Genomic DNA, 17,624 nt, shown 5'->3' with positions numbered 1-17,624 from the left:
GGATGCTCGCGGAGCTCGGCGCCGAGGTGGTGCGGGTGCGCCGCGCCGAGGAGCTCGCGGGCGTCCACGCCCTGGTGCTGCCCGGCGGCGAATCGAGCGTGATCGACCACCTGGCCAGGGCCTTCGGGGTGCGTGACCCGCTGCGTGCGGCGATCGCGGAGGGGCTCCCGGTGTACGGGACGTGCGCCGGCATGATCCTGCTGGCGGACCGCCTCGAGGACGCGATCACCGGTCAGCTGACCCTCGGCGGTCTCGACGTCACGGTGCGGCGCAATGCCTTCGGTCGCCAGAACGAGTCCTGCGAGACCGACCTCGCCGTGCCGGCGCTCGGGGCACGACCGGTCGCGGCGAGCTTCATCCGCGCTCCGGAGGTGACGGACGTCGGCCCGTCCGCCGACGTGTTCGCCCGCCTGGGCGACGGCCGCATCGTCGCCGTCGAGCAGGGGAACCTGCTGGCCACGGCCTTCCACCCGGAGGTCACCGGAGAGGACCGCTTCCACCGTCGGCTGCTCGAGCGCGCCCTCAGCCGCTGAGCCCCGGTGCGATCTCCCGGGCCCAGGCGGCGACGGCCGGCAGGTCGCGGAAGTCGCCGGTAGGCGTGCGCATCGACTTCAGCAGCAGCTGCTCGTGCACCGGGATCCTGTCCATGAGAACCCACCCGGGAAAGTTCTTCACCGCGACCGGGGCGATGCCGGTGCGCTCGAGGAAGTCGTCGGTCGCCTTCTGCCGGCCGCCCTTGGCCGGATCAGCGGCGGAGCCGGAACAGGAGAACAATGCAACTGGGACCTCATCGATCCGCGCGCGATGCCTGGACACCCAGGTCACGAAGGACTTCTCGAAGGACTCGACGCGCACGGCGGACCCGAGGATCGCGGCGTCGTGGCCAGCGGGGTCCGGGTCCTCCGCAACGTCGGCGAGCACAGGGTCCAGGCCCTCCGCGCGCAATGTCTCGACGAGGGTCTCGGCCACGGTACGGGTGGCTCCGGAATGGGTCGCGTAGGCGACGAGCACGGTCATGGTGGACATCCTCGCAGAGCCGGGCAGTCAGCTCCCGGGACGGAGGTCACGGTCGGGTGTCGGGTCGAGTGTGTCGTTCGGAAAGGGGTTTGTGTGCCCGACGATGTTCGGGATGTCGATCTCGGTGGTTCTATTCTTCCTCCCCAGTGGGTGGTTATCCCCATTCATCTCGCCGCAGCGGGCAATCGTGGTCTTTCCTCCCCCATGGGCGCTTATCCACAATGGGCAGGTTGCGGCGTCTGGCGCGGCGCATGTCATGGTGCGCGGGGCATTGCGCGCCACTCCACCTCCGCACTCGGGAGGATCGCCGGCTCCGCCCGAGGGTGTGCCAGGCGCTGCGTGCGGCGCGCCGACCCCCTCTCGGGCAATCACAACGCAGCACACCACAGCGCAGCGCAGCGGGGCGGCGCGAAGTTTCACGGCCTGGGCTCGGGTGTCCAGCACCAGCACCAGCGCTGGCGCCGGCACCGGCGCGTGCTTCAGTGTCGAGCTCCAGGTATCGCGCGCCGGGCTCCAGACTTCGGGCTTCAGGGTCCGGGGGTATCTTTCCTCCACAGAGGGTGGTTATCCACATTCTCGCGTGATCGGCGGTGGGGTCTTTTATCGGCGTGTTCGATGTTCTAGAATGGAAGGAACACGCCGGTACTGATGCTGGTGATTTCGTCGGCATCGCGGCTGGCGTGATTCGTGGGATGGAGGGGATTGTGGTGGGTGACGAGCTGGACTCCAGCAGCACCCCGGGCCGGTCTCGCCCCGGCGGCGGCGACCAGTCCGCCCCCTCGCCCTCCAGTCAGAGGCCGCCAGGTGGCGCTGCCAGCACGTCCGCCAGCTCGCCCGGCCCCTCCCCCACGGCCAGCACCGCGGCCAGCTCCGCGGGCAGTGGCGCGGGTGGGGAGGTGCCGGGGGTGGCGTCTTGGCCGGTGTTGGCCCAGGCCCCGCTTACTGCGCAGCGGGCGTGTCAGATGGTCTGTGTAAGCCGTACCGAGAGGAACGGTAAGAATCATGACCATGACCGATGAGAAGCAGCAGCCGAGTGACGAGCCCTCGGGCCAGGACCTGGTCGAGCAGCTGAAGGCCTCGGGACAGCTCGATGCCCTGTTCGAGCAGATCGATGACGGAAATGTCGAACTCACTGGTGACGGTGGATTCGTGCCAGCACTGGTCAAGGCCGCGCTCGAGCGGGGCCTCCAGGCAGAGCTGACCAGCCATCTGGGTTATGAGAAGGGCTCCGCGCGGGCGTCGGAGCACGCCAACTCGCGCAATGGGAAGACACCGAAGACGGTCGCCTCCGAGGTCGGGCCGATCGAGTTGGACATCCCCCGCGACCGGGGCGGGTCGTTCATCCCGCGCCTGGTCCCCACGGGCCAGCGGCGCCTCGGTGGGCTCGATGACATGATCATCAGCCTCTACGCGGGTGGGATGACGATCCGCGATATCCAGCACCACCTTGCCTCCACGATCGGCACGGACCTGTCTCACGAGACGATCAGCAACATCACCGATGCCGTCAGCGAGGAGGTCCTGGCCTGGCAGTCACGGCCGTTGGAGGAGTTCTATCCGGTGATCTACCTCGACGCGATCCGGATCAAGATCCGGGAGAACAACCAGGTGATCAACCGCGCCGCCTACATCGCCGTCGGAGTGGATCTCGAGGGGATCAAGCACGTGCTGGGGATCTGGGTCCAGGACACCGAGGGATCGGCGTTCTGGGCCCACGTCTGCGCGGACCTCGCCAACCGGGGCGTGAGGGACGTGCTGATCGTGTGCTGCGACGGGCTGAAAGGCCTCCCCGAGGCGATCGAGGCGACCTGGCCGGACTCGATGGTCCAAACCTGCGTGGTCCACCTGATCCGAGCCTCGATGCGGTTCGTCGCCTACCAGGACCGCAAGAAAGTCGCCGCTGCGCTCAAGCCGATCTACACCGCGCCCAGCGAGGACGTCGCCCGGCAGGCGCTGGCCGAGTTCGAAGCCTCCGACCTCGGACAGAAGTACCCCTCAACCGCTGCGACCTGGGCAAACTCGTGGGAGCGGTTCATTCCGTTCCTGCAGTTCCCGCCGATGCTCCGCAAGGTCATCTACACGACCAACAGCATCGAGTCGCTGAACTTCCAACTACGGAAGGTGACCAAGAACCGCGGCCACTTCCCCTCCACGGACGCGGCGGTGAAGCTGCTCTGGCTAGCGATCTGCAACATCGAAGACAAACGCGCTGCCGAACGCGCTCGGGACCACGGCAAGCCCGCCGGCCAGCGCAAAGCCCAGGGCCGACTCGTCGAGGGCCAGATCGTCACGAACTGGAATCAAGCCCTCGCCCAACTCGCCGCGGCCTACCCCGACCGAATCAACCCCTACCTGTGACCACCCCGCTTACACAAACAAATTGACAGGCCCTGCGCAGCGGATCCTCGCCAAAGCCGACACCGCCCCTGGTAGTGACCAGGCCGAGCGGGTCCTCGCGTTGCACGAGACGATGCGTGAACGAGGTCTGCTCTACGCTCGCCAGCAGGAACTGTTGGTCGCGTTTTTCACCCACGACCCCGCGACCGACGGGTTGATCGACGAGGCCGACATCTCCGCGATGAAGATCGCCACCGGACTGCGGGTGACGACGAACCAGGCCGAACGCCTCCTGCGCGATGCCCACCGGTCCGTCGACCTCCTCCCGGCCACGTTCCAGGCCCTCACGACCGGGGTGATGCCCGAAGGATTCCACCACTACCTCCTGCGCCACATCCGCTCCCTGACCGATCAACAGGTCCGGGCTATCGATGAGCACGTCGCCGGATGGGACCTCGCCTCGATCTCCCGCCACAAATTCGAAACCCACCTCAAAACCCTGATCGTCCGCATCACCGCCAGGACCCTGCCCTCCCCACCGCGGACGCAGCGACGAGTGGATCTAGAGATCGCCGACCCCACCTGCGGGCTGGCCACCCTCTCAGTCACCGGGCCCATCCCCGAGATCAAAACCCTCGCCCACCGCCTGGATATCTCCGCCCGCACCGTGCAGAAAGCCCAACGCGCCGCCCTCCAGGACGACGATCACGCCGAGATCCCCTTCGACCTCGATCAGACCGTCCGCGACCACGGCCGCCCCCTGTCGCTGAAAGCCCTGCACTACGCGATCCTCACCCACACCCTCCTGGACACCGACCCCGTCCCCGACACCACCAAGGCGTACCGGATGCTGGTGACCGTCCCGGCCATGACCCTCCTCGGACTCGAAAACGCACCCGGCCTGATCGACGGCCTCACCCCGATCCCCGCCGACCAAGCCAGAGCCCTCGCGGCCGGGGAGGTGACGTGGCAGCGGATCCTGACCGACCCCACCACCGGTGCCTACCTCCCCGTGACCGCCGGCACCTACACCCCCTCCGCGCAGATGCGGCTCCAACTCCGCCTGCGCCACCCCGTCTGTGCCGCACCCGGCTGCACCCGCCCCACCGTCCTGGCCGCAGAGGACGACCACATCGAAGAGTTCAACCACCACGACCCCACCACCGGCGGCCCGACCGACCTGGCGAACCTGCACCGACTGTGCTGGCTACACCACAAAATCAAAACCGCCGGCCACATCGACCCCCAACGCCCCGACACCGAAGCCACCCCCGGGGCAGAGACCACGGCCGAGGCCGCGGCCGGCTCGTCGGAGAACAACCCCGACCCCGCTACCGGAACCCCGCCCCCACCGACCGGCACCGCTACCCCGGCGGTGGTCGAACCGACCGTGACCTGGTGGAGCATCGATGGTGACATCCACGCCACCACCCGAGAGAACGTCGACCTGCTGACCCCGCACCTCGCCCAAGCCCTCGACGCGGCCTGGAGCACCCACCAACACGCCCACGACGACGCCCTCCGCCTCCGCGAGACCGAAGCAGCCCGCCCGAAACGCGACCGCGTCCTCGAACAACGCCACCGCGAACACCAACGATTCACCCACCGCAACCGCCCTAGCCAGCACCCCCGCGACGACGCCCCACCACCCCGGCACAACTACGACCAACCCCCACCGTTCTGAGCAGCGCGAGGGCTCACGCAGGTGCCACAGCCACTGTTCGCGGCGTTCTTCTCGTCTCCGGCCAGCGGCCCGGTCACCCTGGCTTTGACCAATCTCGCCATCGGCACATGGCGGGGCAGGGCGACCTACGCCCCTACGCTCGCCTCGAGCGCTGCCTCGGCGATGGCGTCCACGGCGCCGAGTCCCCACTGCTCCAGTGCGGCCTCCTTCTGGGCCGGGTCGGCCCCGCGCACCGTCAGCAGAAGACGGGCGCCGTGCCCGGTCCCCTCGACCAGCTCCAGGCGCACGTGGTCGCCGGGTTCTCCGGGGCCGGTGTCGAAGGCGAGCAGCGTCGGCGCCTGCACCTCGGTGACGGTGCCGAGCACGACCTCGGGCGCCTGCGGGGCGCGGAGCTGTTCACCGATGGCCGGCACGGGGTGGACGATGTCGGGCTCCGCCGCGCCGCCCAGGAACAGCTCCCACGCGGTCCCCGCAGAGCAGACGAGCTGACGCTCGAAACGGGCGGACCAGCCCTCGGCAGCGGTGGTCACCGTAGGCCGGCCGAGTCGGAAGCGGCGGGCCAGCTCCTCGTGCCGCTCCCGGCGGGGGCCGGGATCGGGGACGTCCTCCTGTGCGATCACCGCGGTGAGGCCGACGAGGCAGGCTTCCCATCCCGTGGCGAAGCTCGCCGCCCCGGCAATGTCGTCGAAGGCGTGTGTGAGCACGAGGCGCGTCCCGTCGGCGTCCCCGGACAGCTCGAGCAGCAGTTCGTCGGTGTCCCAGCTGAAGCGGAGCCGATGCGGGATCTCGCACTCGAGGACGGTGCCGGATTCCGCGGGCCTGCCGGCGAAGTCGGGGAAGCGCACCGAGCCTCCCGCGTGGAGCTCGAACTCCGGGGATCCCGGGAACCAGTGGGCGAGATGCTCGGGCTGTGTGACGGCCTGCCACACGCGCTCGACGGGGTGGGGGAAGTGGCGTTCGACGACGACGGCACCACGTCCGCCGTCCTGGGTGAGCGTGGGATCAGGGGTGGTCATGTCTGCTCCTCGTCCTGCATCGTCTCGAGCCGGTCGCCGAGTCGGTCGAGCCGGTCCTCCCACAACCAGCGATACGGCTCCAGCCAGTCCGCGACCTCGGCGAACGCCTCGGGACGCAGTGAGTACCAGCGACGCTGGGCCTCCGCGCTGACCTGCACGAATCCGACCTCCCGCAGCACCCGTAGCTGCTTGGAGACGACGGCCTGGGGCAAGTCGGTCGCCTCCGCCAGGTCCCCCACGGTCGAGGGTCCCGGGCGGAGAGCATCGAGGAGATCACGTCGCAGGGGGGGCAGCGAGAGCGCGGTGTAGGCGGTGGGCACGACCCCTGTCTACCGCAGACGGTATATTCCAGTCAAGGGATATACAATCCGCGGCGCCGACAGGGCCTCATGCCGCGATCGCCAGGGCGCGGGCGGGCACCGGGAGGCCGAGCGTCGGGTTCGCGGCGCCCCACGCGGCACCTCGGCAGACCATCTCTTTGTCCCAGGCGCCGAGGCGACCCGTGAGCACCACGTCCAGCGGAGTGTCGTCGGGACGGACCACCTGGATCAGCCCGTCGCGCCGGCCCAGACTGATGCACCGGGTGACATAGGCGAGCGGGAACTTCGGCGCGGGCTTCCCCCGCAGATCCGCCAGCACGGCCTCGGCCGCCTGCCATCCCATCGCCGTGCCGGAGGCACAGGACATCCGCAGCGGCTTGTCCCCGTGACCGATCGCCCGGGCAGCGTCCCCGACCGCGTAGACGCCCGGATGGGACACCGAGCGCATGGCACGGTCGACGACGATGCGTCCGTCCTCGTGGGTCTCCAGCGCGCTCGCCTGAGCGAGCGGGTTGGTCACGTAGCCGGTCGTCCAGATCACGAGGTCCGCGGGGAGGCCAGCTCCGGTATCGGTGAGCACGGATCCAGGCGTGACCTGCTGCGCCCGCACCTGCTCCTGGACGGTGATCCCGAGACGTTCGAGCGCACGTCGCACGTGCCGAGCCCCGCGCGGGGAGAGATCGGCGCCGACCCGTCCTCCGTCCAGGAGGGACACGTCGAGGTCGGGCCGGGATTCCGCGATCTCGGTGGCGGTCTCGAGCCCGGTCAGGCCACCGCCGACGACGACGACGGATCTCCCGGGGCCGAGCCCGCGCAGCTCGTCCCGCAGGCGCAGGGCCTCCTCGCGGTCGGCGACGGTGCGGACCGTGCCGCCGGAGATCTCGGCGGCCGGCGGCGACTGGCTGCTGCCGAGCCCCACCACCAGGGAGTCGTACCCGAGCACGTCGCCCCCGGCGAGGGTCACCTGCTGGGAATCGACGTCGAGGGAGGTCACACGATCGATGACCACGTCCACGGCGGTCTTCGCGAACATCTCCCGCAGCGAGCGCTCGGGCACCGACTGGCCCACGGCGAGTTGGTGCAGGCGCACCCGCTCGACGAAGTGCGAGGCGGCATTGACGAGGGTGATCCGCGCGTCCGCGGCGCGGAGCCGGCGGGCGAGCATGCCGGCGGTGAGAGCACCGGAGTAGCCGGCGCCGAGGATGAGGATGCGGTGCGTCATGATGGACCTCCTGTGTCCGAGGGTGTACCTGTCTGACGACGCAGCCCGCCAGAACCTGACGTGATCCCAGGTACTGGCCCCTCACCAGGCACTGGAGAGCGGCTCCCCAGGGTTCGAGGCGCGCCAGCGCTGTTCCAGGCGCACGAGCTTGCCGGGGTTGGCCTGGATGCGGATGTCGCGGATCCGGCCGTCGGCCCTCTCCAGGACGATCACCCCGACCAGGCGGCCGCCGGAACTGGCGAGCAGGGCCGGGGATCCGTTGACGAGGTCGGCGTAGAGCTCGAGCGGGCCCCCGAGGAAGTTGCGCTTGGCGGGTGTGGGCCGGAAGGCACCACGCAGGAGGGTCGCGATCTTCTCGGCGCCGATGATCGGCCTGCGGGCCGCCGGCACCTTCCCGCCGCCGTCGGCGATGCTCACCGCGTTCTCGCTGAGCATCCCGACGAGCTGCTCGAGGTCGCCGCCCGCGGCGGCGTTCAGGAACGCCTCGACGACCTCCCGCGAGGACTCGGGGGTGGCCTCGGCGCGGGGCTCGCCCTCCCGCAGTCGGCGTCTCGCGCGCGCGAAGGCCTGCTGACTGCCGGCCACGGTGGTCCCGAGGGTCTCCGCGATCTCGGCATGCGGGTAGCCGAACGCCTCCTTGAGCACGAAGACGGCCCGCTCCTGCGGTGCCAGGTCCTCGAGCAGTCCGAGCATCGCGAGCGAGACGGAGTCGCGCTGCTCCACGGTCTCGGCGGGGCCCAGCAGCGGGTCCCCGTCCAGCAGAGGCTCGGGCAGCCACTGGCCGACGTACTCCTCGCGCCGGGCCCGAGCGGAGGTGAGCTGGTCGAGGCAATGGTGGGTGAGCACCCGGGTCAGCCAGGCTCTGGGAACCTCGATGTCGTCCCTGTTCGCGGCGGCCCAGCGCAGGTAGGTCTCCTGGACGGCGTCCTCGGCGTCAACGGGCGAGCCCAGCAACCGGTAGGCGACGGCACCCAGGTGGTACCTCGCAGCTTCGAAATGGTCGAGATCCTTCAGCGGAACCGTCACGCGGTGAGCGTAACCACGTCGTCAAGGCGCGGCGCGATGGGTCAGACTCGACGCCATGACCGGCTATCGCGAGATCGCCCCGCCGAGGGTGCTGCACCCGGTGGTCGCCTGTCTGTGGGAGCACCGGGGGCGCGCGTCGGAGCAGCGGGTCATCCCCGACGCGTGCGTCGACCTGATCTGGCGCGACGGTCGTCTCGTCGTCGTCGGCGCCGATACCGGACCGGTGATGTTCGCCCCCACCGGCGACGGGGAGCCCGTCACCGGCATCCGGCTCCGGCCCGGGGCGGCCGGGTCCGTGCTGGGGCTCCCGGCCTCGGAGGTGCGCGATGCCCGCGTGCCCGTGCTCGACCTCTGGTCCGAGGCGGCCTCGGTGCTGAGTGAAGAGCTCGGGTCGGCCACGCCGCAGCGCCGCCTCGAGCTGCTGGCGGGCGCCGTGGAACGTCGGCAGGGCGAGGCGGACGCCCTCGTCGTCGCCGCGTCTCACCGGCTGGCGGCGCCGGACGCGCGGGTCGCCCTCGTCGCCTCCGGCCTCGGGGTCAGCGAGCGCCATCTGCATCGCCGCACCGCCGCCGCGATCGGGTACGGGCCCAAGATGCTCGCGCGCGTCGCCCGACTGCGGCGTCTCATCGCTTTCTCGCAGCGGTCGGACGCGCTGCCCCTCGCCGAGCGTGCGGGCGCAGCGGGTTATGCGAGCCAGGCCCACATGTCCGATGAGGTGCGGCGGCTGACCGGCCTGACCCCGGTCCGATTCCTGGAAGACGCGACGCTCACCGCCGCCTAGTCTCGGCGCCATGAGCACCGACGTACGCGCCGCCCGCACCTTCCTCCTGACCGATGCCCGCCTGCTGGAACGGCACCTCGCCGCGGTGCTGTTCGACGACGCCCCGGTCTCCCGGGTCGTCACCGCTCTGCAGGGCTTCCGCACCGACGACGGCGGCTGGGGCCACGCCCTCGAGCCCGACCTGCGCGGCCCCGACAGCCAGGTCTCCGCCGCCATGACGGCGCTGGGAGTGCTAGCCCAGGTGGGCGCCTCGGGGCACGAGCTGATCGAGGAGACCCTCGACTGGCTGCGGACGGCGACCCTTCCCGACGGAAGCGTGCCGCAGGTGCTGGCCACTGCCGCCGAGCATCCCCGGGCCCCGTGGATGCAGCCGAACGACGCGGGCTTCCTCACCTATCTCACTGCGGCGCATCTCTGGAGTCTCGGGGTCGAGCATCCCTGGCTGGACTCCGCCACCGCGTGGTGCTGGACTCGGATCGAGGCCACGGAGCTGGTCGGATACGAGATCATCTTCGCCCTCCACTTCCTCGACGAGGTGCCGGACCCCGGACGGGTCGCCCGCGCGCTGGAGCGCTTCCGCTCGAGCCTCGCGCCCGACGGATCGCTCCCGATCCCGGGCGGGGTCGACGGGGAAAAGGCCACCGCGCTCCAGCTGTCCCCGCGGCCGGACGCGCCGAGCCGAGCGCTCTTCCCCGAGGAGGTCATCGCCGAGGGCCTGGACGCGCTGGAGGCCGAGCAGCTCGAGGACGGCGGCTGGGACTTCGATTTCCTGCACTGGTCCACCGGGCAGGTCGTCGAGTACCGCGGGATCGTCACCGTCGCGGCCCTGGACACCCTGCGCGCCCACGGGCGCCTCGCCTGAGGTCAGGCCTGGGGGATGACCAGCGAGGAGCCGGTCGCGCGAGCGGTCTCGAACCGCTTCTGGACGTCGGCCCAGTTCACGATGTTCCAGATCGCCTTGACGTAGTCCGCCTTCACGTTCTGGTAATCGAGGTAGAACGCGTGCTCCCACATGTCCAGCTGGAACAGCGGCACCGTGGCCACCGGGACACCGTTCTGCTGATCGTAGAACTGCTCGATCACGAGCTTTCCACCGATCGGCTCGTACGCCAGGATCGCCCAGCCCGAACCCTGGATACCCAGCGCCGCAGCCGTGAAGTGATCGCGGAACGCATCGAAGGACCCGAAGAACTCATCGATCGCCTGCGCCAGCTCACCGGTGGGCTTGTCCCCACCCTCCGGCGAGAGGTTCTTCCAGAAGATCGAGTGGTTCGTGTGCCCACCGAGGTTGAACGCCAGATCCTTCGAGAACTGGTTCACCGTGGCGAAATCACCGGCCTCCCGGGCCGCCGCCAGCTTCTCCAGCGCCGTGTTCGCACCCTTGACATAGGTCGCATGGTGCTTGGAGTGATGCAGCTCCATGATCTTCCCGGAGATCGAAGGATCGAGCGCCCCGTAGTCGTAGTCGAGATCCGGAAGCGTGTAGTCCGCCATGATCAGTCCTTTCGTCGTGTCGATGAGTCGACCCTAAAACCTCAAGCGCGCTTGAGGGCAAGGCGTCCCGTCATCCGTCGTCATCCGGGAGGTCCGCGAGCCGGCGCGGTCCGGCGCCGGTGGCGGCCAGGGCGTCGTCGGGGTTCAGCAGCGCACAAGCCTTCAGCGACAGGCAGCCGCAGCCGATGCAGCCGGTGAGCTCGGCCTCGAGGCGCTCGAGTCCGCGCCGGCGCTCCTCGAGCTGCGTCTTCCAGCGGCGGGAGGCGCGCTGCCAGTCGGCATGGGAGGGGGTGGAGTCCATCGGGACGTCCCCGAAGGCCTCGTGCACGTCCGCGAGCGGGACCCCCAGGCGCTTCGCGACCGAGATCAGGGAGACGCGGCGCAGCATGTGCCGGGCGTATCGACGCTGGTTGCCGCTGGTGCGCACCGACGCGATGAGGTGGAGGTCCTCGTAGTAGCGCAGCGCGGACGGGGCGACGCCGGTGCGTCGGCTCATCTCACCGATCGTCAGCAGCTCGTCGGGCTCGTGCGGCGCGTTCATCGGCGTTCCCTCCGCTTGACGTCAAGGGCACTTGAGATCTTACGGTCACAGCACGATCGATCGGGAAGGAACGCCTCGTGACCTATGTGATCGCCCTGCCGTGCGTGGACGTGAAGGATCGCGCCTGCATCGACGAGTGCCCCGTGGACTGCATCTACGAGGGCAACCGAATGCTGTACATCCAGCCCGACGAGTGCGTGGACTGCGGTGCCTGCGAACCCGTGTGCCCGGTCGAGGCGATCTTCTACGAGGACGACACCCCCGACCAGTGGGCCGAGTACTACGACGCCAACGTCGACTTCTTCGACGACCTGGGATCTCCCGGGGGCGCGGCGAAGATGGGCGTGATCGACAAGGACCATCCCCTCATCGAGGCACTGCCCCTGCAGCCGAACCCGCTGGAGTGACCTCTCAGCCGACGGCGGGCGGGATGTTGTGGGTCAGACGGAACATGTTCGAGCCGTCCACCGCGGTTTTGACGCCCACCAGGCGGTCATAGATCTCCGGGACGTACGCGTCGCGCACGTCCTCGGGGTCCGACTCGTCGCTGGAGAGGAAGTTGACATAGGCACCGCCGGTGCTCCACGCGACCATGGAGCCGATCAGCCGCTCCCCGTAGGAACGGACGTCCTCAACCTGCTCGGGCGGCGCCACGCCGATGGTGAAGAAGGTGTAGGCCGCCTCGCGATGGCCGACGGCGTTGCCCACCTCGGGCTCCCTCGCCAGCGCCCCGCCGAGCTGGCGCACTTCGACCAGGCTCATCGGCGACTCGGACTCCGCGCCGGCGAGGTTGATGATCGCCTGCAGCGCCTCGTCGGGCAGCTCCGCCAGCAGGGTGGTCCGCTCGTAGGCGGGGAGCGGGCCCTCCGGATCGTTGTGGATCGCGCCCCAGTCGGTGAACGGGATCTCGGCGACCGAGTCCACGAGGACGGGAGCGACCTCGCGCAGCGGATCGACGAGACGTCTCCCGTCGGCCGCATCCCCGTCATAGGAGACCCGCAGACTCACCACGCGCTTCCCGCGCACCGGCTCCGGGAGCGGTGCGTCCGGCGGCACCTGGACGAAGGCGGCCGACGTGGTGACCTCCTCCGGTGCCTCCGCGGCCCAGTCCCGCCAGGCCGGCAGCACGTCCTCGGCAGCCTCGGCGGAGAACATCAGCGCGCCGGCGTACAGCGTCGGCACCGCGAACAGGCCGAAGTCCATCGAGGTCACGATGCCGAAGTTGCCCTTGCCCCCACGGGCGGCCCAGAAGAGGTCCTCCTCGCACTCGGGGGTCGCCCGTCGCAGCTCTCCGTCGGCGGTGACGATGTCGAACCCTTCCACGTGATCGGCGGCGTAACCGTGGAGACGGCCGAGGGCGGGGCTCAGGCCGCCGCCGAGGGTGTAGCCGACCACGCCGACGCTGCCGGAGGACCCGGCCAGCCCGGCCAGACCGTGGTGGGCGGCCTTCTCGGCGACCTCGCTCCAGCGCACGCCGGGTCCGACGCCCGCCGTCGAGCGCCGCGGGTCGATCCGCACCCCGTCCATCCCCGCGGTGCTGACGAGGATCCCGTCGTCGAAGGGGACCGAGGCCTGGTGCCCGGTGGCCATCACGGCGACCGGCAGGTCCTGGCCGTCCGCATAGCGCACGGCCTCCTGGACGTGCGAGGAGTGCTGGGCGAGGACGACCGCCTCGGGCCGGTGGGTGATCGACACGTTGAACCGTGCCATGGACTCCTCGTATCCGGGATCACCGGGGCGGAGCCAGTGCGCGGGCGGTCCCTCGGCGAGCGCGGGCGCGGCGTGCAGCGCGGCGGCGCCGGCCGTGCCGGCGGCACCGAGGATCCCACCTGCTCGCAGCAGGGTCCTCCGTCTCAGGGCAGGGGTGGTGGGGCTGGTGGCGTACTCGTGCGACGTCATCGTGCGGTGCCTCTTCCTCGACGCGAGCGGTGGTGCTCGACTGCGCGCGACGGGGAAGACCTGCGCGCGGGGCCATGTGCTGCGCTCCGGCGGAGCGCAATTCGGGCGACGTTACAAGAAGCCCGCGTGGCTACCCAAGGGTCAGCTGGAGTCCTCTGACGTCGATCCGTACTTGACACCCGTGTGAGGTTCCCTCGGACGCGCGGCGACGCGTCATACACTGCGTCCATGTCCGTATCTGACATGCATGTGAGAGCTACGTCCGGACCCCTTCTCAGCATCGGGGATCTGGGCGGGGCCACCGGCGCGAGCGCGCGATCCCTGCGCTACTACGAGGAGCAGGGGCTGCTGAGCCCGCACCGCACCCGGGCCGGGCATCGCCGCTACGAGCGCGAGGCCGTCGACCGGGTGGCCCTGGTCCAGCGCCTGTTCGCCGCCGGGATGACGAGCGCCGAGATCCGGCCGGTCCTGCCCGGGATGATCGCCGAGGAGCACCGCACCGGGGATCTGGTGGAGTCGCTGCGCGGCTACCGCGAGCGTCTGCGGCAGGAGATCGCACGGCAGCTGGACACGATCGACATCCTGGAGGAGGTCATCGACGCGCACGTGGGGGCATGATGGGGCCCATGCGCGAGGAGCCGACGGGGCGACGCCGGTACACCGCCGGAGATTATGCACTGACCTTCGGTCTCGCGGCCGTGGCCTGCGTGCTCATCCCGGTGATCGGTGACGTCGTCGCCGCTCCGGTCGCCGTGCTCGCCGTCGTCTTCGGCGGCATCGGGATCAGCCGCTACGACACCGGCCGCGCCGCGAAGGTGCTGCCGGCCGCCCTCGGCACGGGCCTCGGCGCGCTCTCGCTCTTCCTGGTCGTGCTGATGCTGATCGTCACCGGCATCAGCCCCTGAAAGTTCTACTCCCGGGTCAGTCCGTCGGCCCCGAGCGCGATCCAGGTGTCGATGCGCAGCCGGTCCAGGAACGCATCGTCGTGGCTGACCACGAGCACGCCTCCGCGATAGGAGTCCAGGGCGTCGACCAGCTCGTCGATGCTGCGCAGGTCCAGGTTGTTGGTCGGCTCGTCCAGCAGGAGCAGCTGTCGGGGCGGCTGGGCGAGCAGCAGCGTGGCCAGGGCGGCCCGGAACCGCTCACCACCGGAGAGATCGCCGATCCGCCGGTGCACGGCGTCGGCGCGCAGCAGGAAACGGGCCAGCTGCGCCCGGATCTCGTGGGGCGAGGGCTGCGGCGCCGCGGCGCGCACGGCCTCCAGGACGCTCTCGTCGTCATCGAGGTGGTCGAGCCGCTGCGGGAGGTAGCCGAGGAGGTCGGTGTGCGCCACCCCGTGCACGGTTCCCCCGGGAGCCGGCGACGGAGTCAGGAGCGTCTCGAGCAGCCGGGTCTTCCCGATGCCGTTGGGGCCGGTCAGCGCTGCTCGCTCCGGGCCCTGGAGGATGACGGGGGCGCCGCGGCCGTCGTGCAGTTCTGCGAGGCGCCGGCCGGCGGGGACTCCCGGATCGGGCAGGTCGATGTGAATGCGGTCCTCGCGCCGCAGACGCCGCTCCTGCTCCTCGACCGCGTCGTGGGCGGTCTGGATCTTCTCGTCGAGCTCTACTCGCAGCTTTCCCGCGCTGACCTGTGCTTCCTGGGCCCTAAGTTTCATGATCACCTTGGGGCGGCGCGTGTTCTCGAAGTCGGTGCGGGCGTACCGCCGGCGGCGGGCGAGCTTGGTCTGCGCCTCGATCCGCTGGCGCTTCTCGATCTTCTCCGTCTGCTCGGCGCTGCGCAGGGCCTGCTCCGCGGCGGCCTGCTCGCGGGCCACGTGATGCTGGTAGGCGGTGTAGTTCCCGCCGTACACGGTCAGGTCGCCGCCTCGCAGCTCGGCCGTGTCGTCCATGAGGTCCAGGAGCGCGACGTCGTGGCTGACCACGATCAGGGTGCCGCGCCAGGCGGTGATCGTGTCGTAGAGCCGGTGGCGCGCCCCGCGGTCGAGGTTGTTGGTGGGCTCGTCCAGCAGGACGATCTCACGGCCCGCCCACCGCAGTCCCGTGAGGGCGAGCAGCACCGTCTCCCCGCCGGAGAGTGTGCCGACGGGGCGATCGAGATCGACCGTCGCGAGCCCCATCCCGTCGAGCGTCGCCCGCGCCCGGGACTCGACGTCCCAGTCGTCGGCGATCACGTCGAAAGTCTCGGCCGAGGCGTCGCCGGCCTCGAGGGCGCGCACGGCCGTGAGGCGCTCGGACACCCCGAGCAGCTCTGCGACGGTGGCGCCGGTGCGCAGGGAGAGCTGCTGAGGAAGGTATCCGACCAGGCCGTGCGCGGAGATCGTGCCGGTGGTGAGCACGAGCTCCCCGGCGATCACGCGCAGGAGGGTGGTCTTCCCGGTGCCATTCGCGCCGGTCAAGCCGGTGCGGCCGGTGCCGAACGCGGCGGTGAGCCCGGTGAGGGCTTCGGTGCCGTCGGGCCACGCGAAGGATGCGTCGGCGAGGACGACGGCAGGTTTCTGGGTGAGGGACATGAGGACTCCGATGCGGTCAGCGGGGCGCTGATACCGGAGCCCTGGGCAGGGCGGTCGACGGCGTCAGCGCAGAGCGAGTGCGCGGTGGCTCGAGTCGATCAGCACGATGCTCAGTCCTCACGTCGGGTCGGGGTGTTCGGCGAACGTACCAGTGCGCCGGGTCGAGGGGCGAGGGAATTGCCCCCGGAGCGATGCCTCGGAGGGTTGCCAGCGCGGCGCCGCCGGACGGCCGACGGCGCCGCGCTGCTCATGCCCGCTCAGGCGGCGAGCTTGACCGAGTTGAACCGGGTCAGATCCGGGAACTCCGTGGCCGGGGCGGGCCGCGGGTCGATGCAGTTCGTCCCATCGGCCCCCTCGCACAGCGTCATGGTCGCTCCCCCGGTCTGGTTGTTGACCAGCGCGTGTGTCCCGTACTCGTCGTAGAGCTTGTGCGGCCCGTACGACCAGTACATGTGCTCCGGCTGCTTGGCTTCCCAGGCGGCGTCGTCGTATATGCAGACCGCCCCGGACGGGCAGCCGTGGAGGGCCTTCGCCTCCGCATCGCTGGTTCCCGTCGCGGATGCGCTCGCTGCCATCCCGCCGACCGCGGTCGCCGACAGAGCGGCGGTCGCGACGGCGCACATCCCGGCCCGAAGGATTCTCTTCCTGGCCATTGTTCTCACTCCTCATCGAGGTGTTGGTGTCGCCGGATCTCCGGAGGACTCCGTGGAATCCCGATCCGGCCCGAGAGACGCTACGGCCGGTGCACAGGGCTACTGAAGGGTCACCGTCGGACCTCCCCCGAACGTACGGTCTTCCGGAGCGGAGGATTCCGGTTCTCCGCATACCCGGGCGCACAGCCCTCGTCATCGACGCCGACTGAGCGTGGTGACAGACTTCGCCCATGAGCGACAGCGTGCCGTGGCGACACCTTCTGCCGGACCAGAGCTCCCGGATCCGCGTCTGGGACCGGGCGAGCGGTGCCGTGACCACGGTGCACGAGTCCGCCGAGCGTCTCTACGAGGCGCCGAACTGGACGGACGACGGACGCCTGCTCGTCAACGGGGACGGGAAGCTCTGGTTCCTGCCGGCGGACGGCTCGGCCGATCCGGAGCTGCTGGATGTGCCGGGGCTGCCACCGGTGAACAACGACCACGTGCTCGCCCCGGACGGCAGCGGGGTGTTCGCCTCCGCGAGCGACCACCACATCTGGCACGTCAGCTTCGAGGGCGCCCCGCTGCGCCGCGTGACCCGCGAGGACGGTCCCCTCCACTTCCTGCACGGCGTGAGCCCGGACGGGAAGCAGCTGGCCTACGTGCGGCTGGAGGCGTCGGCCACGATCCACCTGCTGGATGTCGAGGGCGCGAACGACCGGGCGCTCACCACCGCTCCCGGCCCGGCCGACGGACCCGCGTGGACCCCCGACGGCAGCTGGATCCTGTTCAACACCGAGCAGTTCTCGGCCACGCCCGGGCATGCGCAGCTGGCGCGGATCCGCCCCGACGGCACCGGGCTCGAGCAGCTCACCGACGACGAGCGGGTCAACTGGTTCCCCCATGTCGCCCCCACCGGGGACGTCCTCGTCTACGTGAGCTTCCCGCCCGGCACCGTCGGCCACCCCGCGGACCGGCCCGTCGAGCTGCGCCTGGTGCGGTTCGGGGCGTGGCGGGAGCCGACGACGCTGGTCGCGCTGCACGGCGGTCAGGGGACGATGAACGTCCCCAGCTGGGCACCGGACGGTTCGGCTTTCGCCTTCGTCGACTACCCGGTGTAGGTCACCCCGGACGGCGGTCGTACGC

General features: G+C 70.3%; 19 protein-coding genes. 9 read left to right on the top strand and 10 right to left on the bottom strand.

Going from position 1 to position 17,624, the window contains the following annotated elements; all coding sequences use genetic code 11:
* The first annotated feature begins 2 nt into the window (after positions 1-2).
* Positions 3-533, top strand: coding sequence for a pyridoxal 5'-phosphate synthase glutaminase subunit PdxT (pdxT, locus tag JOF43_RS04035; protein ID WP_245354236.1), 531 nt, complete (start codon positions 3-5; stop codon positions 531-533).
* On the opposite strand, the gene JOF43_RS04030 is transcribed toward pdxT, so the two are convergent.
* Positions 523-1,017 carry a flavodoxin domain-containing protein gene (locus JOF43_RS04030; protein WP_209899439.1) on the bottom strand — a complete coding sequence of 165 codons (495 nt, stop codon included), beginning with the start codon at positions 1,015-1,017 and terminating at the stop codon, positions 523-525. The two genes, pdxT and JOF43_RS04030, sit on opposite strands and share 11 nt — an antisense overlap.
* Positions 1,018-2,025: 1,008 nt before the next feature.
* Between JOF43_RS04030 and JOF43_RS04025 the strand changes: the two genes are divergently transcribed.
* Positions 2,026-3,375 (top strand): IS256 family transposase, encoded by a 1,350-nt coding sequence (locus tag JOF43_RS04025; protein WP_209898137.1) that lies wholly within the window; start codon positions 2,026-2,028, stop codon positions 3,373-3,375.
* 22 nt (positions 3,376-3,397) lie between these two features.
* Positions 3,398-5,038, top strand: coding sequence for an HNH endonuclease signature motif containing protein (locus JOF43_RS22905; RefSeq protein WP_209899436.1), 1,641 nt, complete (start codon positions 3,398-3,400; stop codon positions 5,036-5,038).
* A 125-nt stretch (positions 5,039-5,163) separates the two neighbouring features.
* On the opposite strand, the gene JOF43_RS04015 is transcribed toward JOF43_RS22905, so the two are convergent.
* From JOF43_RS04015 to sigJ, 4 genes are all read right to left on the bottom strand, one after another.
* The gene (locus JOF43_RS04015; protein ID WP_209899433.1) at positions 5,164-6,054 is read right to left on the bottom strand and encodes an SRPBCC family protein; all 891 of its coding nucleotides are present in this window, start codon (positions 6,052-6,054) and stop codon (positions 5,164-5,166) included.
* Positions 6,051-6,374, bottom strand: a complete 324-nt coding sequence (locus tag JOF43_RS04010) for an ArsR/SmtB family transcription factor (RefSeq protein ID WP_209899430.1) — start codon at positions 6,372-6,374, stop codon at positions 6,051-6,053. The genes JOF43_RS04015 and JOF43_RS04010 overlap by 4 nt, the downstream gene beginning before the upstream one ends.
* A gap of 67 nt (positions 6,375-6,441) precedes the next feature.
* On the bottom strand, positions 6,442-7,596 hold the full coding sequence (locus JOF43_RS04005; protein ID WP_209899427.1) for an NAD(P)/FAD-dependent oxidoreductase: 1,155 nt from the start codon (positions 7,594-7,596) through the stop codon (positions 6,442-6,444).
* Between the two features lie 81 nt (positions 7,597-7,677).
* Positions 7,678-8,622: an RNA polymerase sigma factor SigJ gene (gene sigJ / locus JOF43_RS04000; protein ID WP_209899424.1), complete on the bottom strand. Its 945-nt coding sequence runs from the start codon at positions 8,620-8,622 to the stop codon at positions 7,678-7,680.
* A 55-nt stretch (positions 8,623-8,677) separates the two neighbouring features.
* On the opposite strand from sigJ, the gene JOF43_RS03995 reads away from it, so the two are divergent.
* Both JOF43_RS03995 and JOF43_RS03990 read left to right on the top strand, forming a co-directional pair.
* On the top strand, positions 8,678-9,403 hold the full coding sequence (locus JOF43_RS03995; RefSeq protein WP_209899421.1) for an AraC family transcriptional regulator: 726 nt from the start codon (positions 8,678-8,680) through the stop codon (positions 9,401-9,403).
* 10 nt (positions 9,404-9,413) lie between these two features.
* The gene (locus tag JOF43_RS03990; protein WP_209899419.1) at positions 9,414-10,265 is read left to right on the top strand and encodes a hypothetical protein; all 852 of its coding nucleotides are present in this window, start codon (positions 9,414-9,416) and stop codon (positions 10,263-10,265) included.
* Positions 10,266-10,267: 2 nt separating this feature from the next.
* Here the strand turns inward: JOF43_RS03990 and JOF43_RS03985 are convergent, their stop codons facing one another.
* Together JOF43_RS03985 and soxR are read right to left on the bottom strand one after the other, a co-directional pair.
* On the bottom strand, positions 10,268-10,897 hold the full coding sequence (locus JOF43_RS03985; protein ID WP_209899416.1) for a superoxide dismutase: 630 nt from the start codon (positions 10,895-10,897) through the stop codon (positions 10,268-10,270).
* A 70-nt stretch (positions 10,898-10,967) separates the two neighbouring features.
* A complete protein-coding gene (gene soxR / locus JOF43_RS03980; RefSeq protein ID WP_209899413.1) occupies positions 10,968-11,438 on the bottom strand; it encodes a redox-sensitive transcriptional activator SoxR in 471 nt (156 codons plus the stop codon).
* A 77-nt stretch (positions 11,439-11,515) separates the two neighbouring features.
* On the opposite strand from soxR, the gene fdxA reads away from it, so the two are divergent.
* Complete coding sequence (gene fdxA / locus JOF43_RS03975; protein ID WP_209899410.1) at positions 11,516-11,845, top strand: ferredoxin; 330 nt, start codon at positions 11,516-11,518, stop codon at positions 11,843-11,845.
* A gap of 4 nt (positions 11,846-11,849) precedes the next feature.
* On the opposite strand, the gene JOF43_RS03970 is transcribed toward fdxA, so the two are convergent.
* Positions 11,850-13,337 carry an FAD-binding oxidoreductase gene (locus tag JOF43_RS03970; RefSeq protein ID WP_209899407.1) on the bottom strand — a complete coding sequence of 496 codons (1,488 nt, stop codon included), beginning with the start codon at positions 13,335-13,337 and terminating at the stop codon, positions 11,850-11,852.
* A 228-nt stretch (positions 13,338-13,565) separates the two neighbouring features.
* Between JOF43_RS03970 and JOF43_RS03965 the strand changes: the two genes are divergently transcribed.
* A complete protein-coding gene (locus tag JOF43_RS03965; RefSeq protein WP_209899404.1) occupies positions 13,566-13,955 on the top strand; it encodes a MerR family transcriptional regulator in 390 nt (129 codons plus the stop codon).
* 8 nt (positions 13,956-13,963) lie between these two features.
* Positions 13,964-14,242, top strand: coding sequence for a hypothetical protein (locus JOF43_RS03960; protein WP_209899401.1), 279 nt, complete (start codon positions 13,964-13,966; stop codon positions 14,240-14,242).
* 5 nt (positions 14,243-14,247) lie between these two features.
* On the opposite strand, the gene JOF43_RS03955 is transcribed toward JOF43_RS03960, so the two are convergent.
* Complete coding sequence (locus JOF43_RS03955; protein WP_209899398.1) at positions 14,248-15,846, bottom strand: ABC-F family ATP-binding cassette domain-containing protein; 1,599 nt, start codon at positions 15,844-15,846, stop codon at positions 14,248-14,250.
* 257 nt (positions 15,847-16,103) lie between these two features.
* Complete coding sequence (locus tag JOF43_RS03950; RefSeq protein ID WP_209899395.1) at positions 16,104-16,499, bottom strand: hypothetical protein; 396 nt, start codon at positions 16,497-16,499, stop codon at positions 16,104-16,106.
* Between the two features lie 230 nt (positions 16,500-16,729).
* Between JOF43_RS03950 and JOF43_RS03945 the strand changes: the two genes are divergently transcribed.
* Positions 16,730-17,599 (top strand): TolB family protein, encoded by an 870-nt coding sequence (locus tag JOF43_RS03945; protein ID WP_209899392.1) that lies wholly within the window; start codon positions 16,730-16,732, stop codon positions 17,597-17,599.
* The last annotated feature ends 25 nt before the right edge of the window (positions 17,600-17,624 follow it).

Origin of the sequence: Brachybacterium sacelli, assembly GCF_017876545.1 — a bacterium.
Taxonomy (GTDB): Bacteria; Actinomycetota; Actinomycetes; order Actinomycetales; family Dermabacteraceae; genus Brachybacterium; species Brachybacterium sacelli.
Note: the sequence above shows the minus strand (reverse complement) of the source record. Positions and strands in the feature narration are given on the sequence as shown.

What these genes read in the sequence shown, in the direction of transcription:
- JOF43_RS04005 (WP_209899427.1), bottom strand. Translation starts at nt 7,596, where the DNA reads ATGACGCACCGCATCCTCATCCTCGGCGCCGGCTACTCCGGTGCTCTC.
- JOF43_RS03950 (WP_209899395.1), bottom strand. Translation starts at nt 16,499, where the DNA reads ATGGCCAGGAAGAGAATCCTTCGGGCCGGGATGTGCGCCGTCGCGACC.
- JOF43_RS03985 (WP_209899416.1), bottom strand. Translation starts at nt 10,897, where the DNA reads ATGGCGGACTACACGCTTCCGGATCTCGACTACGACTACGGGGCGCTC.
- JOF43_RS03960 (WP_209899401.1), top strand. Translation starts at nt 13,964, where the DNA reads ATGCGCGAGGAGCCGACGGGGCGACGCCGGTACACCGCCGGAGATTAT.
- JOF43_RS03970 (WP_209899407.1), bottom strand. Translation starts at nt 13,337, where the DNA reads ATGACGTCGCACGAGTACGCCACCAGCCCCACCACCCCTGCCCTGAGA.
- soxR (WP_209899413.1), bottom strand. Translation starts at nt 11,438, where the DNA reads ATGAACGCGCCGCACGAGCCCGACGAGCTGCTGACGATCGGTGAGATG.
- JOF43_RS03955 (WP_209899398.1), bottom strand. Translation starts at nt 15,846, where the DNA reads ATGTCCCTCACCCAGAAACCTGCCGTCGTCCTCGCCGACGCATCCTTC.
- JOF43_RS04030 (WP_209899439.1), bottom strand. Translation starts at nt 1,017, where the DNA reads ATGACCGTGCTCGTCGCCTACGCGACCCATTCCGGAGCCACCCGTACC.
- JOF43_RS03990 (WP_209899419.1), top strand. Translation starts at nt 9,414, where the DNA reads ATGAGCACCGACGTACGCGCCGCCCGCACCTTCCTCCTGACCGATGCC.
- JOF43_RS03945 (WP_209899392.1), top strand. Translation starts at nt 16,730, where the DNA reads ATGAGCGACAGCGTGCCGTGGCGACACCTTCTGCCGGACCAGAGCTCC.
- JOF43_RS04015 (WP_209899433.1), bottom strand. Translation starts at nt 6,054, where the DNA reads ATGACCACCCCTGATCCCACGCTCACCCAGGACGGCGGACGTGGTGCC.
- pdxT (WP_245354236.1), top strand. Translation starts at nt 3, where the DNA reads ATGCTCGCGGAGCTCGGCGCCGAGGTGGTGCGGGTGCGCCGCGCCGAG.
- JOF43_RS04025 (WP_209898137.1), top strand. Translation starts at nt 2,026, where the DNA reads ATGACCGATGAGAAGCAGCAGCCGAGTGACGAGCCCTCGGGCCAGGAC.
- JOF43_RS03965 (WP_209899404.1), top strand. Translation starts at nt 13,566, where the DNA reads ATGTCCGTATCTGACATGCATGTGAGAGCTACGTCCGGACCCCTTCTC.
- JOF43_RS03995 (WP_209899421.1), top strand. Translation starts at nt 8,678, where the DNA reads ATGACCGGCTATCGCGAGATCGCCCCGCCGAGGGTGCTGCACCCGGTG.